Raw genomic sequence first — 18,758 nt, forward strand, 5'->3', positions numbered from 1 at the left:
TTGGCCACGCCTAGCAGGATGATGGTGAGCACCGCCGACACCACCATGAACAAAGCATTGAGGATGTTGTTGGCCGCGATCACCCTGGCGCGCTCGTCCTCGGCCGTGCGGGCCTGGATCAACGCATATAACGGCACGATGTAGAAGCCGCCGAACACACCCAGGCCAATGATCGACAGCAAGATCCACCAGGCCTGGCTCATGCCCAGCAGTGCCAGCCAGTCGTGCGGCGCTGCTGCAGCCGGTACATCACCGGAGTGCCACCACCACAGCAGGCCGAACAGGGTCAGGCCGAACGAACCGAACGGCACCAGGCCGATTTCCACCTTGCGTCCACTGAGCCGCTCACACAGCAGCGAGCCCAGGGCAATGCCCACCGAGAACAGGGTCAGCACCAGGGTCACCACGGTGCCGTCACCGTGCAGCCAATCCTTGGCATAGGCCGGGATCTGCGTGAGGTAGATAGCGCCGACAAACCAGAACCACGAGTTGCCGACGATCGAGCGCGACACCGCCGGCGGCTGGCCCAGGCCCATGCGCAAGATCACCCACGACTGCTTGAAGATGTTCCAGTCCAGCGGCATTTGCGGCGAGGCGGCAGCCGCCCGAGGGATCCAGCGGCTGGCGAGGTAGCCGAGTACCGCCGTGCCGACCACGCCACCGGCCACCACTGTTGCGTAGCTGTCGGCCGACATCATCACCCCCGCGCCGATGGTGCCGGCGAGGATGGCGAGGAAGGTGCCGGTTTCCACCAGCCCGTTACCGCCCACCAACTCTTCCTCGCGCAGGGCCTGCGGCAGGATCGAATACTTCACCGGGCCGAACAGCGCCGAGTGGGTCCCCATACCGAACAGCGCCACCAGCATCAGCCACAGATGGTTGGTGACAAAGCCCAGCGCACCAATCGCCATGATCACAATTTCGGCCAGTTTGATTGCACGGATCAGCGCATCCTTGGCGAACTTCTCGCCAAACTGCCCGCCCAGCGCCGAAAACAGGAAAAACGGCAGGATGAACAGCAAGGCACACAAGTTGACCCAGATCGATCGGTCACCATCGCCCAGGCTGAGCTTGAACAAAATCGCCAGGATCAGCGACTGCTTGAACAGGTTGTCGTTGAAGGCACCCAGCGACTGAGTGATGAAAAACGGCAGGAAACGCCGCTTGCCGAGCAAGGTGAATTGCGAAGAGTGACTCATCGTCCTTGGTCCTGAGGGCTTTTCAATTGGAGGCTCGCCAAGCGCGCCGGGCCACAAATCTGCATGGGAAATGCGCTGACTGGCAAGCACCGGCTCAGGCATGGCCAAGCGAGATTGCGTTCAAGGACCTGCCGGCAGTTGTAGAACTGGCGCTACGTCACTCGAAGCCAAACAACGCCCGCGCGGTATCCAGCAACAGTGCCTGGCGCAACTGCGCTGAACAACCCAAGGCCTCAAACTGTTCGACAGCGGTGCCGAAACTGACCTCCGACTCATGCTGGGTATGCGGCCAGTCACTGCCCCACATCAACCGCTCTGCGCCGTAATGGGCTTCCAGCGCGCACAGCGCCTGACGGGCGAATGCCAGGTTCTCCTCCGGCGAGCCCTGCAGCCTGTAGATGCCGGACACCTTCACCCACACCTTGCCCCGACCGCTCAGGGTCAGCAGTTCGGCAAACCCCGGCTGGCCCAGGCCAAGGCGGGCATCCGGCCGGCCGAAATGGTCAATCACGATGTCCAGCCCGTAAGGCTGCAATGCCCGCACCAGCACTGGAATGTCCGCCACCTGACGGTGCAGTTCCACGTGCCAACCCTGCTCGCCGATGCGCTCCAGCAACGGCCGCCACTGCGCGCCGGTCAGGTCAGGCATGTCTTGCCCCATGAGGTTGAGGCGTACCCCCCTGACTCCCAACCGGGCCATTTCCGCCAAGGTCGCCCGCTCGACCTCCCGCTCCAGCATCACCACCCCGCGCAGTTGCCCTGGCGCGGTCTGCAAGGCGCTGAGCAGGTAGCGGTTGTCAGTACCCAGGAAGCTGGGCTGGACCAGTACGCCATGGCTGCAACCATGGGCCCGCAGTTGGCCCAGGTAGTCGCCCAGCGGCGCATCGTAACTGGGCGCATAACGCCGCTGGCGGGCCAGGTTCAGCCCACGGCTGAACACGTGGGCGTGGCTGTCGATGGCAGTCAGGTGCAAAGCGGGTGCGTCGGGCATGGTTCTCATACAAACAGGTTCAGGTTACTTGGCGACGGCACCGGCCGTTTCCGGCGCAGGTGCAGATTCAAGGTTGCGGCCACGGGTTTCGGGCAGGCACAGGGCTGCGATCACCGCAACGCCATAGGCGATGCCGGCATCGATGCCGATGGCACTGCCCAGCGACATCGACTCGCTCATGTGCCCGACCAGGAACGGGAAAACGGCCGACAGCACGCGACCGAAGTTGTAGCAAAAGCCCACCCCGGCGCCGCGCACGTCAGCCGGGTACAGTTCATTGAAAAACGCACCCAGGCTGGCCGGGATGCCGGCGGCGAAAAAGCCCAGCGGGAAGCCGAGGAACAGCATCTGGGTATTGGTCAGCGGGAAGAACACGTAGGCCTGCACGGTCAGTACACAGCACAGGGCGAACAGCAGGATGTTCTTGCGCCTGCCAATACGGTCGATCAGCAGGCCGCTGACCACGCAGCCGCACCAGAAGGCCAGGATGATCACCGCCAGGTAACCGCCCGAGTTCAGCACCGAAAGGTTGCGCTCTGTCTTGAGGAAGGTCGGCAACCAGGTCATCACCGCGTGGTAGCCACCGTGGGCACCCAGGCCGAGCAAGCCGCCCAGCAGGGTCACACGCAGCAGTTCCGGGCGGAAGATGCCAGCCATCGACTGCAAGAAGCTGGAAGGGACGGCCTTTTCCTTTTGCAGGCGCTGGAAGCTGTCCGGCTCGGGCACGTTGCGGCGTACCCAGATGATCAGCAGCGATGGCAGCAGACCGACGAAGAACATCACCCGCCAGGCAAACTCCTGCGGCACCAGCGAGTAGATCAGCGTAAACAATGCCACCGCCAGCCCCCACCCCACAGCCCAGGCACTCTGCACCGTGCCCATGACCTTGCCGCGATACTTGGGGTTGATGGTTTCGGCCATCAGCACAGCGCCGGCTGCCCATTCGCCACCGATGCCAAAGCCTTGCATGGCCTTGACGAACAGCAACGGGTAGAAACCGGTGACGAACGCCGAAAGGAAGGTGAAGAACGAGAACCAGAGAATCATCCATTGCAGGGTACGCACGCGACCATAGCGGTCGGACAGTGTGCCACCCAGCCAGCCGCCGATTGCCGAGGTCACCAGGGTCAGGCCACTGATCAGGCCGGCATCGCCCTTGGTCAGGGAGAATGCGGCGATCAGCGCGGGGATGGCCAGGCCGAACATCTGCACTTCCAGCGCATCGAGCGACCAGCCGCCGAAACAGGCCCAGAATGTCTTGCGTTCCCGTGAGGTGATCTCGCGATACCAGCTGAACATGATTGTTATCCTTCTATTCGTGGTGTGACGGGCAGGCGAAGCCACTGCGCCATGGCAGCACGGCGCAGACAGGTAAAAGGGTGAAGCGACCGGTTTAGCGAATGTCGATGCGGTAGCGGAAGTGCTGCGCATGGCCGCGCGAGCGGCGCCATTCCAGAGGTTTGCCGGCATAGTCGCGGGCCAGGCGCTCGATCACGACCACCGGGCTGTCGGCCGGCAGTTGCAGCAAGCGGCCATGCACCGCGTCGACCGCTTCGGCGGTCAGGGTTTCTTCGGCGTAGGCGACCACCTGACCGCACAGCGCTTCGTAGATCGGGTACAGCAGTGGGCCCTTGCTGTTTAAATCCACGTCCAGCAGCGGCTGGAAGGTTTGGCGCGGCAGCCAGATGTCTTCGGCCAGCACCGGCTGGGCGCCAAGCAGACGTGTGCGAACGATGCGGATCACTTCTGCCTCCCCTGCCAGGCCCAATGCCTCGGCCACTGCCGAAGGCGCCGGAAGCGACTCGATGGAAAGAATGCGGCTTTCCGGCACTATGCGCTCGCCATTGGCGGCCTCGAAACGGAAGAAGCGGAACAGCGACGACTGGAACTGTGGGCGGCGAATGAAGGTGCCTCGGCCCTGCTGGCGCTCCAGCACGCCTTCGGCCACCAGGACATCGACGGCCTTGCGCACGGTACCGATCGACAGGTCGAACTCGGTGGCCAAGGCTGCTTCGGTCGGGATCGCTTCCCCCGGGCGCCAGCGGTTGTTGGCAATTTGCGTGACCATGTGATCGCGCAGTTGTTGATAGCGGGGCAGTCGAGCATCACCGGTCAATGGGTGCATGGGTCTCGCTCTCGTCTTGTTATATAAACATATATATGAATTTTGCGAGAGTATTCCCCGAGCCTGACAGACTGTCAATCCTCCGCCTGTCGCCCTTTGTCCGTGAAGCGGCCTTGTGTCGCGAAGGGCTGTGAGCCAGCCGGAGCATTGCCATCTTCTCTTGAACGTTGCCGGTGCTGCTGCAAGGACCGCATGTGGCTTATGCTTGTGCTCGGCAAACCCGCACAACAAGGACGTGGCAATGCTCGCCGCCATAAAACGCTACCCGCACACCGTTCGCCTGCTGCTCACCACCACCTTCGCGCTTACCGTCGCCCGCGCCCTCACCCTGCCCTACCTGGTGGTTTACCTGGCCGACAATTTCCAGCTGCCGATCAGCCAGATCGGCCTGCTGATCGGTGGCGCGCTGATCGTCGCCTCGCTATTGAGTCTGTACGGTGGCCATCTGGTCGACACCTTGAGCAACCACACGCTGGTCAGCGCCAGTACCCTGCTGTTCGCCCTGGCCTTCGTCGGCGCGGTCGCCAGCCGTTCGGCACTGCCGTTCTTCTTTTGTCTGGTGTTGATCAACCTGGCCCTGGCAGTGGTCGACATTGCTGCCAAGGCGGGCTTCTGCGCGTTACTGCCGGTGGATGAGCGGGCCGAGGTATTCGCCATCAAGTACACCCTCAGCAACGTCGGCTACGCCACCGGCCCGTTGCTGGGCGTGGCCATGCTTGAACTGAACGACCATGTGCCGTTCCTCGCCTCTGCCCTGCTTGGCCTGGCCATGTGCCTGGCTTACTGGCGCCTGGGTGATCGCAGCCTGCAGGCCAGCGCGCCGGACAAACCTGCGGCCGGCTTCGGCCAGGTGGCACTGGGGCTGGCGCGGGATCGTCGGCTGGTGTGCTTTACCGTGGGTGGGGTGCTGAGCGCGGTAGTGTTCGGCCAGTTCACCGCCTACCTGTCCCAGTACCTGGTGGTCACCAGCAACCCGGCCGAAGCGGCACGGCTGATCGGCTATCTGGTCACCACCAACGCCGTGACGGTCATTGCCTTGCAGTACCTGATTGGCCGGCGCATCAGCCGCCAGCGCCTGATGCCGTGGCTGTTGGCCGGCATGGGCCTGTTAATCGCCGGCTTGCTGGGTTTTGCGCTGGCGGGCTCGGTACTGGTCTGGTGCCTGGCGATGCTGGTGTTCACGCTGGGCGAAATCATCGTGATCCCGGCCGAGTACATGTTTATCGACCTGATCGCACCGGAGCACTTGCGCGGGGTGTATTACGGCGCGCAGAACCTGTCCAACCTGGGGGCGGCGCTGGGGCCGGTGATGGTGGGGTTTGCACTGGTACACCTGTGGCCGGGGGCAGTCTTCTACCTGCTGGTGTTGTCGGTGATACTGGCAGGGGTGTTCTATGGGTTGGGTACCCGCAGGGGTTGATGTTGCCTGTTCCGGCCTATTCGCGGGTGAACCCGCTCCTACAACCATCGTCTGCGCTGACGAAGCGGCACTTGCGTGCCAGACTGATTGATCGGGACCGCGTTACCTTTTTGCTTCGGAGTCTTCATGTCGTTGTCCAGCGGGCTGATCGCCGTGGTCGCCCTGGCCTATATGGCCATCATGTTCGCCATCGCCTTCTATGGCGACCGCCGCAGCACGCCATTGCCGCCAAAGCTGCGTGCCTGGGTGTACAGCCTGTCGCTGGCCGTGTACTGCACCAGCTGGACCTTTTTCGGCGCGGTCGGCCAGGCCGCCGAACAGCTTTGGGCATTCCTGCCAATCTACCTGGGCCCGGTACTGCTGCTGATCTTCGCGCCGTGGGTGCTGCAGAAGATGGTGTTGATCAGCAAGCAGCAGAACATCACCTCGATCGCCGACTTCATTGCCGCACGCTACGGCAAGTCGCAGACCCTGGCAGTGGTGGTGGCGCTGATCTGCCTGGTCGGCGTGCTGCCGTATATCGCCCTGCAGCTCAAGGGCATCGTACTGGGCGTGAACCTGTTGATCGGGGCCAACGCCGACGCCACCGGCACCCGCGTGCAGGACACCGCGCTGGTGATATCGCTGGTACTGGCGCTGTTCGCCATCGTCTTCGGTACCCGCAGCCTGGATGTGACCGAACACCACCGCGGCATGGTCCTGGCGATCGCCTTCGAATCGCTGATCAAGCTGCTGGCGTTCCTTGCCGTGGGCATCTTCATCGTTTTCAACCTGTATGACGGCTTCGACGACCTGTTCAGCCAGGCCCGCCAGTCAATCCACTTGCAGGACTATTGGAAAGAAACCATCAATTGGCCGTCCATGGTGGTGCAAACCGCCGTGGCGATGATGGCAATCATCTGCCTGCCCCGGCAGTTCCACGTTACCGTGGTCGAGAACATCGAACCGCAGGACTTGCGCCTGGCGCGCTGGGTATTCCCCATGTACCTGGCACTGGCCGCGCTGTTCGTGGTGCCGATTGCCCTGGCCGGGCAGATGATGCTGCCCGGCACGGTGATCTCCGACTCGTTCGTCATCAGCCTGCCGCTGGCCGAGGCGCACCCGAGCCTTGCCCTGCTGGCGTTCATCGGCGGCGCCTCGGCAGCTACCGGCATGGTGATCGTCGAGGCCGTGGCGCTGTCGACCATGGTGTCCAACGACATGCTGCTGCCCTGGCTGCTGCGCCGCAACAACGCCGAGCGGCCTTTCGAAGCGTTCCGCCACTGGATGCTTTCGGTTCGCCGGGTAACCATCGTGGTGATCCTGCTGCTGGCCTATGTCAGCTACCGCCTGCTGGGCTCCACCGCCAGCCTGGCGACCATCGGCCAGATCGCCTTTGCCGCTGTGACCCAGCTCACCCCGGCCATGCTTGGCGCGCTGTACTGGAAGCAGGCCAACCGTCGCGGCGTGTTCGCCGGCCTGGCCGCTGGCATTTTTCTGTGGTTCTACACCTTGGTGCTGCCGATTGCCGCGCACAGCCTGGGCTGGTCGTTGCAGTTGTTCCCTGGCCTGGCGTGGCTGCACGGCAACCCGCTGAACCTGCCGATCAGTCCACTGACCCAAGGTGTGGTGCTGTCACTGGCGGGCAACTTCACCCTGTTCGCCTGGGTTTCGGTGCTGTCGCGCACACGGGTTTCCGAGCACTGGCAGGCCGGCCGGTTCATTGGCCAGCAGACCAGCGCGCGGCCCAGCAGCAAGCCGCTGCTGGCGGTGCAGATCGACGACCTGTTGACCCTGGCCTCGCGCTTTGTCGGGGAAGAGCGCGCACGGCAGAGCTTCATCCGCTTTGCCTACCGCCAGGGCAAGGGCTTCAACCCGAACCAGAACGCCGATGGCGACTGGATCGAGCACACCGAACGCCTGCTGGCCGGGGTACTCGGTACCTCCTCGACCCGCGCCGTGGTCAAAGCGGCCATCGAAGGCCGAGACATGCAGCTGGAAGACGTGGTGCGCATCGCTGACGAAGCCAGTGAGGTGCTTCAGTTCAACCGCGCCCTGCTGCAAGGCGCCATCGAAAACATCAACCAAGGTATCAGCGTGGTCGACCAGAACTTGCACCTGGTGGCCTGGAACCGCCGCTACCTGGAGCTGTTCAACTACCCGGACGGGCTGATCAGCGTAGGGCGACCGATTGCCGATATCATCCGCTACAACGCCGAGCGCGGCCTGTGCGGCCCCGGCGAAGCGCAAGTGCATGTGGCGCGTCGGCTGCACTGGATGCGTCAGGGCCGCGCGCACTCCTCCGAGCGGCTGTTCCCCAATGGCCGGGTGATCGAGCTGATCGGCAACCCGATGCCGGGCGGCGGCTTTGTCATGAGCTTCACCGACATCACCCCGTTCCGCGAAGCCGAGCAGGCCCTGCGCGATGCCAACGAACGCCTTGAACAACGCGTGGCGGAGCGCACCCACGAACTGTCGCAGTTGAACCAGGCGCTGTCCGAAGCCAAGAGCCAGGCCGAAGCGGTGAGCAAGTCCAAGACCCGCTTCCTGGCCGCCGTCAGCCATGACCTGATGCAACCGTTGAACGCCGCACGGCTTTTCTCTGCCGCCTTGTCGCAACAGGCCGAGGGCATGAACGAAGAGGCCCAGCAGTTGGTACAGCACATGGACAGCTCGCTGCGCTCGGCTGAAGAGCTGATCAGCGACCTGCTGGACATCTCGCGCCTGGAAAACGGCAAGATCACCCCGGATGCCAAACCCTTCGCCCTCAACGAGCTGTTCGACACCCTGGGCGCCGAGTTCAAGCTGCTGGCGGCCGAGAAAGGCCTGGAGTTCCGCCTGCGCGGCAGCCGCCTGCGGGTGGACAGCGACATGAAACTGCTACGCCGGGTGCTGCAGAACTTCCTCACCAATGCCCTGCGCTACGGCAAGAGCCCGATCCTGCTAGGCGCGCGCCGACAGGGCGAGCGCCTGTGGCTGGAGGTCTGGGACCGTGGCCCGGGCATTGCTGACGACAAGCTGCAAGTGATCTTTCAGGAGTTCAAGCGCCTGGACAGCCACCAGACCCGTGCCGAGAAGGGGCTAGGCTTGGGCCTGGCCATCGCAGACGGCCTGTGTCGGGTGCTGGGGCATCCGCTGGAAGTGCGCTCATGGCCAGGCAAGGGCACGGTGTTCCGCGTCAGCGTACCGATTGCACGCCAGGCCGCCGCGGCGCCAAGCGCGCCCGTGGAACAACAGGGCGGCCAGCCACTGGCCGGGTTGCACGTGCTATGCGTGGACAACGAAGACAGCATCCTGATCGGCATGAACAGCCTGCTGAGCCGCTGGGGTTGCCAGGTATGGACCGCGCGCAACCAGGCCGAATGCGAAGCCCTGCTGGCCAAAGGCATGCGCCCGCACCTGGCATTGGTGGACTACCACCTGGACGACGGCGAGACCGGCACCGGACTGATGGGCTGGCTTCGAGCACGGCTGGGTGAGCCGGTACCCGGTGTAGTGATCAGCGCCGACGGCAGCAAGGAAACCATCGCCCTGGTACATGCATCAGGGCTGGACTACCTGGCCAAACCGGTCAAGCCCGCGGCCTTGCGCGCCCTGCTCAATCGCCATCTGAGCCTGGCTCAGTAACCGCTACGTCGGGCAGCGCCTCGTCGGACAGCGCCCGCTCCAGCAGGTCTGCCGGCAAGCTCTTGCTGGCACGGGCGCCCAGTAGCTTAAGCTGCTCGCTGCGGCTGACCAGGTTGCCACGCCCTTCGCACAGCTTGTTGCGCGCGGCAGCATAAGCCTTGTCTACCTGCTGCAAGCGGCTGCCCAGCTCGTCCAGGTCCTGGATGAACAGCACGAACTTGTCGTAGAGCCAGCCGGCACGCTCGGCAATTTCGCGGGCGTTCTGCCCTTGACGCTCCTGCTTCCACAGGCTGTCGATCACCCGCAAGGTCGCCAGCAACGTGGTAGGGCTGACAATCACGATCTGCCGGTCGAAGGCCTCCTGGAACAGGTTCGGCTCGGCCTGCAGGGCCGCCGAAAAGGCCGCCTCGATGGGCACGAACAACAACACGAAATCCAGGCTGTGCAGGCCTTCAAGGCGGCTGTAGTCCTTGCTCGACAGGCCTTTGACGTGGCTGCGCAGCGACTGCACATGCTGCTTGAGCGCAGCTTCGTCGTTGCCGGCAACGAACTGCTGGTACGCAGTGAGGCTGACCTTGGCGTCCACCACCACCTGCTTGTCGCCGGGCAGCATGATCAGCACATCCGGCTGGAAACGCTCGCCATCGGCGCTTTTCAGGCTGACCTGGGTTTGGTATTCGCGGCCCTTTTCCAGGCCGGCATGCTCCAGCACGCGTTCGAGGATAAGCTCCCCCCAGTTACCTTGAGTTTTCTGGCCCTTCAAGGCCTGGGTAAGGTTGGTGGCTTCGTCGGACAGGCGCAGGTTGAGCTGTTGCAGGCGCTCCAGCTCCTTGCCCAGCGAGAAGCGCTCGCGGGCCTCTTGTTGATAGCTTTCCTCCACGCGTTTTTCGAAGGCCTGGATGCGCTCCTTGAGCGGGTCGAGCAACTGGCCAAGGTGCTGCTGGCTGGTCTGGGCGAAGCGCTGCTCGCGCTCGTCGAAGATCTTGGTGGCCATGTCGGCGAACTGGGCGCGCAAGGTGTCACGGGCCTCCTGCAGGTCTTCCAGGCGTTGCTGGTGGCTTTCCTGCTGTTCACGCAGTTCTGCGTCCAGGCGCGCGGTTTGCGCTTCCAGGCGGCGCAGTTCGGCTTCGCGGTTGGCGCGCTCAAGGCTCCAGGCGTGGGCCGCATCACGGGCATTGTCGCGGTCGATCTGCAGCAGCTCCAGCTCACGGCCTTGGGCGGCCAGCTGGGCCTGTTTGACGGCGTTGGCCTCACTGAGGTCGCTGACCTCGTCGCGGCTGGCGTCCAGTTGCGCCTGCAGGCCAGCTTGGGCAAGTTGGGCAGCGTTGAGGCGCTCTTCGAGCAAGGCCTGCTCACCTTGCCGTGCGCCCTGGCGGCGCTGCACCTGCATGACCCACACCAGGCAGGGTATTACGCCTGCCACCAAGCCCAGCAGAATGCTGGCCAGATCCACTGTCATGCTTACCCCGAACGCTCTGATGCAAATTGAGTGCAGCTTATCAGCCTGACTGGCGTGTTGCCTGCATCGGCCTCATCGCGGGCCTGCCCGCTGCGCAAGCCTGAAGGCAAAGGTAATGCCTGCACGGTCGCCCGTAGGAGCGGGTTCACCCGCGAAGAGGCCGGCCCTGCTGGCCAATCTCCAACCCGCCGTTCACCGTGGCCGCCGCCACCGTATTCGCGGGTAAACCCGCTCCTACCACGGCGGTGGACACACATCGGTGATTGCTCGCGAAAGGGCCCGCGCAGGCAAAAAAGCTCAGACAGAAAACCACTGTCGCAACAAGCGCCGCGCTTCCTGCGACCCCTGCCCTGCCGCAAGCTCAAGCCAATAGCGCGCCTGCTCCGGCTCGTTGTGCTGACACAGCCGAGCGTACTCCAGCTGCGCCCGCCGATCCCCTGCGCGGGCAGCCTGCCGCAGCAGCTCATGGCCTATACGCCGGTCACGGGCGTTGCCACAATCGCGGCACAGCATCTGCCCCAGGCGGCTCTGCGCCACAACCACCCCTTGGCGCGCAGGCTGCTTCAGCAAGCGCCCGGCCAGGTGCTTGACCTGAGGGTTGTCGCCCAGGCGCGGGCTGTCGAGCAACCACAAGGCCACTTTCAGGGAAAAGCGTTTGGCAGGAGGTGCAGGTGTCGATGCAGCGGGGCTGGAAAGGTGTTTACCGCGAAACTTCATGAGCAACAGGTTTGGTAACTCGAAAGGCGCGCCACTCTACTCTTTTTTTTTCGCCCTGGCCTGTCGATTTCTGGAGGATTGAAAAAAAATTCCATGATCTTTTCTTGACGTTTTCAGGTGGATGACCAACCAGTCTGTTGGAGCATGGCAATTGTCGGACAGTCCATCCCATTGCTGGCACGCCCGTGCTAGAGCAAGCGCTCGGGACAATCCACAGTTCCTGTGGATAACTCGGTGGACAACCCCCTCTCACACCCCTCAAACCCCCGTGAATTGGGGGCTTTGGTCAAACTGACGATTTTTTCACCAGCTAAAAATAGTGTTTTTTTTCATTGACTTAACCACGCAGTCAAGGCATTGGCGAGGCTGCCGGGTGGTGTTACCAGGCCGTTACAGGCGCTGCCCCGAATGTGAACAAGTGCACCATGAACCTCCATTTGGGTGCACGAAAAGGGCACATCGGCCGGCATTCGGGCCATTTCCCCCCTCTTCCCAGCAACGAAAATTCGCGCCATACTGCGCGGCTCACCTGAACAAACGTAGCGCTTGCCAAACATCTGCACTTCCGGTAAGGTGCCCCTCGTTAGTACCAAGCTGAAAGTCAATTCTGGCCGCAAGCGTCCTTGCAGACTCGCTCCCCCCAAGAGCGTCCCTGCTGAAACAAGGACCGGCCCATTCAATGATTCACTCGCCAGCCTTACGCTGCGCAAGCACGAATCACATGACAGATTGATCAGGATCCCACCTCGACGGCCTAGAACCTTGGCCCCGGCGTGCTGCCTGCCTTCCGAAGTACCTACCAGTCAGCCCAAGCGCCTACATTTGATTGCGCCCCCTCTGGCTGCCCTGTTCCAGTCAGGTTCGTTCGTCCCTTAATAAAGGCGTCACTGGAACGTTTCTATCATGCACGGATCATAACCCCCGTGTTTAAAGCAGGAACCTCCAACAATATGCAAACTCATCATCAGATTCAGGCTGCCATTGGCACCCTCTCCCAGGCCTTCTCGCCGTTGAAGTGCCTTATCGTTGCCCCACGCAAGGGCAGCTTCAGCTTTACCTTGGTAGACGAACACGGCGTTGCCTGCCATACCGAACGCCTGTACCACGAACAGTACAGCCGCCATGAACCGCTGCAGGCGGTGATCGCCCGGACGCGTCAGTCGCTTACCGCGTGACCGGCGAATACCGGGGTATTCAAGCGCTGAATCATCCGATCACAAGACTGCCTGAACGCTCTTGGCGTAATTGCCTAAGGGCATATAGCCCGGAGTGTCAGGCAGCAATCGATTTAAAAACAGCTCTTTACACCACGATTATCACACTACACTTCAACTCGAGCGGTGCTTTCCGCTCCCGGCGGGCCTGATCATTCACCAGCTGCCAAGCTCCAGCGCCCGTCCGGCCCTTACCTGCTCGAGGGCATCATGGGTATTGCGGCGAATGAATTGTGTCAGTATGTGATCCGACCCACCCTGGTCTACCTGAACCGTCACTGCGCCAGCGCCGAAGCCTTGCTCCTGGGTATCGCCGCCAGCCAGTCAGCACTCGGCTCAGCCCTGCACGACCGACGCGGGCACGGCCTCTACCGCATCGGCGAACATCGTCACCAGGCGCTCTGGGACGAATACCTGGCCCGTGACCCCGACCTCGCCAGCCTGGTCCGCGGCCTGGCCAGCCAGCACGCCTTCCTGGGTGGCCCGCACCTGGAGCTCACCGTCAACCTGCGCTATTCCACTGCCATTGCCTGGATGCTCATCGAAGAGCAGGCCACCCCATTGCCTGCGGCAGACGATCTGCTGGCCCTGGCGCGTATCTGGCGACAGATTTTCAACCCCCAGGGTCGTCTGCGCGACTTCACCCATGCCTGGCATGCCTGCATAGATCAGAAATTGCCACAGGCATCTTGAGACGCGTCCTACAAGTAAACCGGAAAAAATGGAATTTTGGTCGGATTGTCCTACAAAACCACTCTAACTCCTGCGATTGAGCCTATAGCGCAGCGCGTGATTTGTTGGTAGCTTTTCGCCCCGGAGACCCAAGGAGTTTTCTAATAATGAAAAAAGTAATGCTCAAAACCTCCCTCGGCGTAGTCGTTGCGCTTGCTTCCAGCCAACTGCTCGCCGCCGGGTTCGCGCTGAACGAACAAAGTATCAGCGGCATGGGAACCGGTTTTGCTGGGCGCTCGTCTTCTGCCGACGATGCCAGCACTGTGTATGGCAACCCGGCCGGCATGTCCCGCCTCAAGCGCGAACAATTCACCGTGGGCGGCGCTGCCGTCATCGCCAAGACCGACATATCGGGCCCAGGCAGCAACTTCGGGGGGGAAACCGATGGTGACATGGTGCCTCTCGTTGGCGTACCCATGGGCTATTACGTCAAGCCGATTGATGATCACTGGAGCGTTGGCTTCGGCGTTTACGTGCCATATGGCCTGATCACCGACTACGGTAGCGATGACGCTGCACGCTACTGGGGCAAGAAGAGCAAGGTCGAGGTTGTCACCTTCCAGCCAACCGTCAGCTACGCCTTCAACGACAAAGTGTCGATCGGTTTTGGCCCGACTATCAACCGTATCAAGGGTGAACTGGGTTCGAACCTGAGCAGCAAGGCCCTCCTGGGGCCCAATGGCCCTGACGGCGAGACCAAGATCAAGGGCGACGACACTGCGATCGGTTACAACATCGGCGTTCTGGTGCAAGCTACGGACCGTACCCGTCTGGGCCTGACCTATCACTCGATGGTCGACTACAAGCTTGAAGGCAATACCCGCGTTTCCTACCCGATTCCACAGCTTGGCCTGAACGGCAAGTTCGACGCTAGCCTGAAGATCAAGACGCCAGAGTCAGTGGACTTCTCGGTCACTCATGAACTGGATGACCATTGGACACTGTATGCGGGTAGCACCTGGACGCGCTGGAGCCGCCTGGAAAGCATCGTCGTCGAGAACGAAGCGCCGGCAGGCTACCCGTTGAAGACCATCACCGAAGAGCAGAACTGGCACGACACCTGGGCCCACGCCATTGGTGCGTCCTACAAGGTGAACAAGGAGTGGACCCTGCGCGCAGGCTTCTCCGTCGACCAGTCGCCCACCAACAACCATGATCGCTCGCCACGCATTCCGACTGGCGATCGTAAAGCGGTCAGCTTTGGTGCCGGCTGGAGCCCGAACGATGACATGACCATCGACGTTGCCTATTCGTATCTGTGGGAAGAGGATACCAAGGTCAACAACCTGCCAAGCTCGCAACAACAAGGGCTGTTGAAAGGCAGCTACCAGGCCAAGTACGAGAACAGCGCTCACGGTATCGGTGCATCCCTCACCTACCGCTTCTGATTCCTGTGCGTTACATGAAAACCGCCCTCGTGGCGGTTTTTTTCATGCCTGCACTTGCCAGCTGTCGCCCAGGCATTCGCGCAGGTAGTCCATGAAAGCGCGCACCTTGGTGGTCATGGCAAAGCGATCGGCCAGGCACAGGTAGATGTCCATGGGCTCGGTCTGGGCGTATGCCTGGCTGCTGTCGCAGTATTCGAACAGCGGCACCAAGGCCCCCGAGGCCAGGTGCGGCCGCACGATGAACTCGGCCAGACGGGTGATGCCACCATCGTGCAAGGCCATCTGGGTCAGGGCATCGATATCGTCGCTGATCAATACACTGCCGAATTCCGCTTCGAAGCGCAGGCCGTCCCGCATGAAGCCCCAGCGCAAGAAGCGGCCATCCACCGGATAGCGAAACACAAGGCAACGGTGCCCGCGCAAGGCCTCGGGCGTGGCAGGTACGCCAGCACCTTGCAGGTAACCGGGTGAGGCACAACAAATGAACGGGATGCGGGCGATGCGCCGGGCCAGCAGCTGGTCTTCGAGCTGCGGGGCAATGCGCAGGCTCACGTCAACGTCTTCACGGGCATGGTTGACCCGACGATCAGTCGTTACCAACTCTATCGAAAGTAAAGGGTAGCGGGCACTGAAAGCAGGTATCAACGGCGCCAGCACATGGCGCCCAAAGGCAGAGGTCGAGGCAATGCACAGCCGCCCCTGAGGCTCGCTGTCGGGTGTTGTCACTGCCTGTTCGGCCAGGGCCAGATCACGCTCGATATGCTTTACACGCTCGTAATACTGGGCGCCAGAGGGCGTCAGGGCCATGCTGCGTGTGGTTCGGCTGAGCAGGCGCACTTGCAGGTGGCCTTCCAGCCGCGCCAGGTTCTGGCTGACGGCTGCCGGACTGAGGCCGAGAATACGGGCACCAGCAGCGATGCTACCGGCCTCGACCACCTTGATGAAGCAGCGAATGGCGTTGAGCAGGTCCATGGTGAGCGCTTGGATTCGTAAGAGTTTCTTTATAAAGAACTCAATGCTGCCGGTCTACAGCTGCAGGGGGCAGGTTGCTAATCTGCGCTTCCACTCAGCTTTCAGGAGTTCGCATGAGCAACCTGTCCCGGTCGCGCAGTCGACGTAAATTGCACCCGGTCGCTACTCCCTACGTTTTCGCGTTCTACATGTCGTCGATCATGGCGCTGTTGATGTGCTTCGTGATCACGGCAGCCAATGCCGGGTTTACCCCTGAGTATCTGGGCAATGTGCTCAAGGCCTATCAGCTGGCGATGCCGGTGGCATTTGTGTGTGTGCTGGTGGTCCGGCCGGTGGTGGTGCGGTTGGTGGCGATTACCGTGCATGCACGGTGAAGTGACCCGCAGCCAGCCACTTCCTGTTTTTGATCTTGATCCCGCGACTTCAGGAGGACGGCGTAAGGCCTACTGAAGTCGCAATCTGCGTCGCCTGAACTGCCTCGCGCTTAAAAGCAAACGCCGCAGCAAGCGCAGCCTGGTTACTGCTGTGAGGCGATGGCCTTTTCGATAGCGGCGCGGAACGCGGGATCATCCGGTTTGGTCAGGCTGGAGAAGTTACCGATCACCTTGCCCTTGCGATCGACAACATACTTGTAGAAATTCCACTTCGGCGCAGTGCTCTGGCTGGCCAGCTCCGCGAACAGCGGTATCGCATCCTTGCCCCGCACCGCCTGCGTCTTGGTCATGGTGAAGGTGACACCGTAGTTGGCATAGCAAACCTTGGCAGTCTTCTCACTGTCGGCGTCTTCCTGCTTGAAGTCATTGGACGGCACGCCGAGCATTTCCAGGCCTTGCTCGTGATACTCCTTGTAGGTCGCCTCAAGCCCCTCGAACTGCGGGGCAAAACCGCAATAACTGGCAGTATTCACCACCACGAGCGGCTTGCCGGCAAAGCGCTTGCACAGCTCGACCTGCCCCTTGCCGCGCAATTCCGGCAGGCTGCCCTGCAACAATGCCGGGCAATCTGCAGCCCAGCTCGATGTACTGGCAAGCAGGGCCAGCACCGGCACCGTCAACCAATGTGCACGCATGACTTGTTTCTCCCGCATGACAATCCTTGAGCTTGCAGGGTAGCGCCTAACACACACCCATGCCCAGTTGCATCAGCGCCATCCCACCCTGATGCCAGCCCCACCACACCAATGCCAGCAGCAACAGGGCGGCAATAGCCAACAGGCCGCGTATCAGGTAGCGGTTCATACAGCCTGGGCCTGCAGGCGTGAAACCGGGCGCTCGCGCACCGGCCAGTTAAGGGCAGCGGCCAGCAAGCTGAGCAGGATGGAAATCTGCCAGACCAGGTCGTAGCTACCGGTGCGGTCATACACCACCCCACCCAGCCAGCCCCCCAGGAACGCGCCCAACTGATGGAACAGGAACACGATACCGCCCAGCATGGACAGGTTGCGCACCCCGAACACGGTGGCCACGGTCCCATTGGTCAGCGGTACCGTGGACAACCACAGAAGGCCCATGGCAATGCCGAACAGGTAAGCACTGAACTCGCTCACCGGCGCCCACAGGAACAGCACGATCACCACCGCACGCAGCAGGTACAACCCGGTCAGCAGGCGCGGCTTGGACATGCGCCCGCCCAACCAGCCAGCGGTGAAGGTACCGACGATGTTGAACAGGCCGACCAGCGCCAGCACTGTCGTACCGGTGGCCGCAGCCAGGTGCTGGTCAACCAGGTAGGCCGGCAGGTGAACGCCAATGAATACGACCTGGAAGCCACAGACAAAAAAGCCCAACGCCAGCAACCAGAAGCCAGAGTGCGTGCACGCCTCGCGCAGCGCCTGGCCCAGGGTCTGCTCGGCACCGTGACTGGGTAACGGGCGATCGCGCAGCAGGCCGACGAAAGGCACGATGAACGCCACCAAAAGGCCCAGTACCAGCAACGCTGCCGACCAGCCCAGCCACTGAATCAGGCCTTGGGTACCCGGCAACATGGCGAACTGGCCGAATGACCCGGCGGCGCTGGCGATCCCCATGGCCATGCTGCGCTTTTCGGCCGGCACGGCACGCCCGACCACACCGAGAATGACCGAGAACGACGTGCCAGACAGGCCGATGCCGATCAGCAAGCCCGCACTCAGCGACAACGACCAAGGCGAATCAGCCAAGCCCATCAAGATCAAGCCGACGGCATAAAGAATACCGCCGATGATGACCACCCGCGCCGCGCCAAGCCGGTCGGCCAAGGCGCCAGCGAACGGCTGCGCCAGGCCCCAGATCAGGTTCTGCAGGGCAATGGCGAAGGCAAACACCCCACGCCCCCAGCCGAAATCAGCACTCATCGGCCCCAGAAACAGGCCAAAGCCGTGCCGTACGCCCAGAGACAGCGCCAGTATCAAGGCCGCCCCCACCAACACCCATCCGCTGGTTCGCCACACCGAAGTCATTGTCGTTATCTCCAGCACATCGCAAGGTTTACGGGTATATACCCGCTTATAGTCGTATCAAATCAGGCCAGTTGTTCCAGCAGTCGCACCAGTTCATCCCGCTGCCCCACCCCAAGCCGTTCAACCAGTTCTTTCTGGGCCTGCTCCCAGGCTGGGTGGGCAACGTGCAGCAGTTGCTTACCCGCCTCGGTCAACAGCACCACGCGGTTACGCTGGTCGTCGCCATCGCCCAGTGCTACCAGCCCATCCGCCTCCAGCACACGCAGGTTGCGGCCCAGGGTACTGCGCTCGAGCCCCATGGCTTCGGCCAGGGCTGTGATGCTGGGTCGGTCGAGCCGCTGCAGGTGCCGCAGCAGGGAAAACTGGGCGACATTGACCCCGAAGCCGGCAAGGGCTTCGTCGTAATGCCGGCTCACCCCGCGGGCGGCGCGACGTAGGTGGGTACAGATGCATTCACTGGTCAGCATGGATACGTGTATATACCCGCGTACTGAGTGT

The 18,758-nt window shown here is 62.2% G+C and carries 17 protein-coding genes; 6 read left to right on the plus strand and 11 right to left on the minus strand.

Translation table 11 applies throughout. The features are described 5' to 3' along the window. From BJQ17_RS14925 to BJQ17_RS14940, 4 genes are all read right to left on the minus strand, one after another. Positions 1–1,199 (minus strand): MFS transporter (locus tag BJQ17_RS14925; RefSeq protein WP_139139785.1); only part of this gene is annotated, 1,199 nt, incomplete at its 3' end. A 157-nt stretch (positions 1,200–1,356) separates the two neighbouring features. Beyond that, positions 1,357–2,190 carry an amidohydrolase gene (locus BJQ17_RS14930; protein ID WP_070096268.1) on the minus strand — a complete coding sequence of 278 codons (834 nt, stop codon included), beginning with the start codon at positions 2,188–2,190 and terminating at the stop codon, positions 1,357–1,359. 24 nt (positions 2,191–2,214) lie between these two features. Beyond that, positions 2,215–3,489 (minus strand): MFS transporter, encoded by a 1,275-nt coding sequence (locus BJQ17_RS14935; RefSeq protein WP_070096269.1) that lies wholly within the window; start codon positions 3,487–3,489, stop codon positions 2,215–2,217. Positions 3,490–3,583: 94 nt separating this feature from the next. After that, the gene (locus tag BJQ17_RS14940; protein WP_070096270.1) at positions 3,584–4,315 is read right to left on the minus strand and encodes a GntR family transcriptional regulator; all 732 of its coding nucleotides are present in this window, start codon (positions 4,313–4,315) and stop codon (positions 3,584–3,586) included. Between the two features lie 241 nt (positions 4,316–4,556). Here BJQ17_RS14940 and BJQ17_RS14945 point away from each other — a divergent pair, with 241 nt between their 5' ends. Further along, on the plus strand, positions 4,557–5,735 hold the full coding sequence (locus BJQ17_RS14945; protein ID WP_070096271.1) for an MFS transporter: 1,179 nt from the start codon (positions 4,557–4,559) through the stop codon (positions 5,733–5,735). 126 nt (positions 5,736–5,861) lie between these two features. Continuing rightward, positions 5,862–9,341: a PAS domain-containing hybrid sensor histidine kinase/response regulator gene (locus tag BJQ17_RS14950; protein WP_012053438.1), complete on the plus strand. Its 3,480-nt coding sequence runs from the start codon at positions 5,862–5,864 to the stop codon at positions 9,339–9,341. On the opposite strand, the gene rmuC is transcribed toward BJQ17_RS14950, so the two are convergent. After that, positions 9,313–10,686, minus strand: a complete 1,374-nt coding sequence (gene rmuC / locus BJQ17_RS14955) for a DNA recombination protein RmuC (protein ID WP_161774447.1) — start codon at positions 10,684–10,686, stop codon at positions 9,313–9,315. The genes BJQ17_RS14950 and rmuC overlap by 29 nt on opposite strands. Before the next feature lie 411 nt (positions 10,687–11,097). Next, positions 11,098–11,517, minus strand: coding sequence for a tetratricopeptide repeat protein (locus tag BJQ17_RS14960; RefSeq protein ID WP_012053440.1), 420 nt, complete (start codon positions 11,515–11,517; stop codon positions 11,098–11,100). 950 nt (positions 11,518–12,467) lie between these two features. Here BJQ17_RS14960 and BJQ17_RS14965 point away from each other — a divergent pair. The 3 genes from BJQ17_RS14965 to BJQ17_RS14975 all read left to right on the plus strand — a co-directional run bounded on the left by BJQ17_RS14965 (position 12,468) and on the right by BJQ17_RS14975 (position 14,851). Then, complete coding sequence (locus BJQ17_RS14965) at positions 12,468–12,692, plus strand: hypothetical protein (protein ID WP_010952743.1); 225 nt, start codon at positions 12,468–12,470, stop codon at positions 12,690–12,692. A gap of 249 nt (positions 12,693–12,941) precedes the next feature. Next, complete coding sequence (locus BJQ17_RS14970; RefSeq protein ID WP_003252489.1) at positions 12,942–13,424, plus strand: hypothetical protein; 483 nt, start codon at positions 12,942–12,944, stop codon at positions 13,422–13,424. 146 nt (positions 13,425–13,570) lie between these two features. Beyond that, on the plus strand, positions 13,571–14,851 hold the full coding sequence (locus tag BJQ17_RS14975) for an OmpP1/FadL family transporter (protein WP_070096272.1): 1,281 nt from the start codon (positions 13,571–13,573) through the stop codon (positions 14,849–14,851). 42 nt (positions 14,852–14,893) lie between these two features. On the opposite strand, the gene BJQ17_RS14980 is transcribed toward BJQ17_RS14975, so the two are convergent. Next, a complete protein-coding gene (locus BJQ17_RS14980; protein ID WP_070096273.1) occupies positions 14,894–15,823 on the minus strand; it encodes a LysR family transcriptional regulator in 930 nt (309 codons plus the stop codon). Positions 15,824–15,936: 113 nt separating this feature from the next. Here BJQ17_RS14980 and BJQ17_RS14985 point away from each other — a divergent pair, with 113 nt between their 5' ends. Beyond that, on the plus strand, positions 15,937–16,197 hold the full coding sequence (locus tag BJQ17_RS14985; protein ID WP_070096274.1) for a DUF2798 domain-containing protein: 261 nt from the start codon (positions 15,937–15,939) through the stop codon (positions 16,195–16,197). Positions 16,198–16,340: 143 nt separating this feature from the next. Here BJQ17_RS14985 and BJQ17_RS14990 read toward each other — a convergent pair whose 3' ends face one another. The 4 genes from BJQ17_RS14990 to BJQ17_RS15000 all read right to left on the minus strand — a co-directional run bounded on the left by BJQ17_RS14990 (position 16,341) and on the right by BJQ17_RS15000 (position 18,727). Beyond that, entirely contained in the window at positions 16,341–16,892 is a 552-nt protein-coding gene (locus BJQ17_RS14990) for a glutathione peroxidase (RefSeq protein ID WP_064491168.1), read from the minus strand. A 46-nt stretch (positions 16,893–16,938) separates the two neighbouring features. Further along, entirely contained in the window at positions 16,939–17,061 is a 123-nt protein-coding gene (locus tag BJQ17_RS32130; protein WP_256559700.1) for a hypothetical protein, read from the minus strand. Continuing rightward, complete coding sequence (locus BJQ17_RS14995) at positions 17,058–18,260, minus strand: MFS transporter (RefSeq protein ID WP_070096275.1); 1,203 nt, start codon at positions 18,258–18,260, stop codon at positions 17,058–17,060. Before BJQ17_RS14995 ends, BJQ17_RS32130 begins: the two co-directional genes overlap by 4 nt. A 62-nt stretch (positions 18,261–18,322) precedes the next feature. Further along, on the minus strand, positions 18,323–18,727 hold the full coding sequence (locus BJQ17_RS15000) for a MarR family winged helix-turn-helix transcriptional regulator (RefSeq protein ID WP_003252473.1): 405 nt from the start codon (positions 18,725–18,727) through the stop codon (positions 18,323–18,325). Positions 18,728–18,758 lie beyond the last annotated feature (31 nt).

Origin of the sequence: Pseudomonas sp. NBRC 111139 (assembly GCF_001753955.1) — a bacterium.
Taxonomy (GTDB): Bacteria; Pseudomonadota; Gammaproteobacteria; order Pseudomonadales; family Pseudomonadaceae; genus Aquipseudomonas; species Aquipseudomonas alloputida.